The following is a 1671-nucleotide window of genomic DNA, read 5'->3' as shown; positions in this document are numbered from 1 at the left end:
AGAAGCCGTTGTCCTATCGATCTTGAGTGCGGTGTGATCGAAAGTGGCCGGTGGGGCGGGTGATTCTGCCGTGGCCGTGCATGAAGACAGGGCCTCTGGTGCAGTTCGGAGTTGCTGAGACACCGATCACGCCAGGAGGCCCTGATGTCACCGTTGTACGCGGTCGAGGCTGTCCGGTTCAACTCGTCCGGCGGGGCGTGCGATTGCCTCGTTCACCGGTTCGGGAACGCGGCCGACCAGCCCGACCGGGTCCGGGCCTATGGCACGGACCTGACGGACGCCGAGTGGCAGGAGATCCGGCCGCTGCTGCCGGTCCCGGCTTGGATGGAGGGCCGGGGTGGCAGGCCGGAGAGCTACTGCCATCGCGTGATGTTGGACGCGGTCTTCTACGTTGTCGACAACGGCATCAAGTGGCGCAGCCTGCCGGTCGACTTCCCCGCTTGGGACCGGGTCTACGCGTTCTGGCGGCGCTGGCGCCGATGCGGGCTGATCGGAGAGCTCCACGACCGGCTGCGGGGGAAGGCGCGCGAGGCGGCCGGGCGGGATCCGGAGCCGACAGCCGCGGTGATCGACTCACAGTCGGTGAAGGCCGACGCGGTGGTGGGGGCCGACAGCCGCGGCTACGACGGGGCCAAGAAGATCAACGGGAGGCGCCGGCACCTGATCTGCGACACGATCGGCCTGCTCCTGGCCATCCGGGTGCTGCCCGCGGATGTCACCGACCGGCAGGCCGCCACCGGCATGCTGCCCGCGCTGCGGACCCGGTTTCCCACGGTCACGAAGCTGTGGGCCGACTCCGGCTACACCGGCGTGCTGGTCACCTGGGCCCTGGCCCTACTGCAGCTGATCGTCACCGTCGTCAAGCGCAGTGATGACGTGAAGGGGTTTGTGGTGCTGCCGAGGCGGTGGGTGGTGGAGAGAAGTTTCGCTTGGCTGTTGCGCTCGCGGCGTCTGTCCCGCGACTTCGAGCGCCGGTGCGACTCCAGTGAGGCGATGATCCTGTGGTCGATGACGATGCTCATGACCCGCCGCCTCGCACACCGGCGCTGAGCGCGAATCGGCCCGAGGGCTCCTTGACCAGCCAGCCTTGCCTCACCAGACGGTTCGCCTTCGACCGCACCCCCTCCACCTTCGCCGCCACCGGCTCCACCCCGAGCCCGGCAGCGAGTTCCCTGCAGGACAGCGCCCCTTCCGCAGCGGTCAGGACCGTCATGATCCGCTGATACTCCGGCGACAGCACCGCCACCACGAGCCCTTCACACCACGCGGGCACCACCGACCCCGGCACCGCACCCGACGGCGACGGCGACGGCGACGGCGACGGCGACGGCGACGGCGACGGTTCAGAATCCCCCAACGCCGGCGTGTCAGCCTCCTCCACACCATCCCGGCCGGCGAGAACCTCCACCACGGTCTCCCGGGAGACGAAGAACCGCTCCCAGTCGAGTTCCGCTTCCCGCAACGCGGCCAGCACCCGGTCCGCCTCAGCCCGCAGCGCTTCCACCCGCTGAACGGCAGCTCGTTCCCGCTCCTCCAGCAGCCCGATCACCGACGGCATTCCGCACCTCCACAGCCACGCCGACACGACGTGCTCTGCCTGCCACAGAAACCCCGACACTATGCCTGACCAGCGATAACACGGTGATCAAGTACGGAAAGACAACGGCTTCT

The 1671-nt window shown here is 68.6% G+C and carries 2 protein-coding genes; one reads left to right on the top strand and one right to left on the bottom strand.

Features of this window, described 5'->3' with window-relative positions:
• Positions 1-144 precede the first annotated feature (144 nt).
• Positions 145-1050 (top strand): IS5 family transposase, encoded by a 906-nt coding sequence (locus tag ABGA99_RS36475; protein ID WP_347581868.1) that lies wholly within the window; start codon positions 145-147, stop codon positions 1048-1050.
• On the opposite strand, the gene ABGA99_RS36470 is transcribed toward ABGA99_RS36475, so the two are convergent.
• A complete protein-coding gene (locus ABGA99_RS36470) occupies positions 1019-1558 on the bottom strand; it encodes a hypothetical protein (protein ID WP_347584279.1) in 540 nt (179 codons plus the stop codon). The genes ABGA99_RS36475 and ABGA99_RS36470 overlap by 32 nt on opposite strands.
• Positions 1559-1671: the final 113 nt, after the last annotated feature.

Origin of the sequence: Streptomyces sp. B5E4 (assembly GCF_039871555.1) — a bacterium.
Lineage (GTDB): Bacteria > Actinomycetota > Actinomycetes > Streptomycetales > Streptomycetaceae > Streptomyces.
The sequence above is the reverse complement of the archived record's forward strand: the minus strand, read 5'-3'. Positions and strand labels throughout refer to the sequence as shown.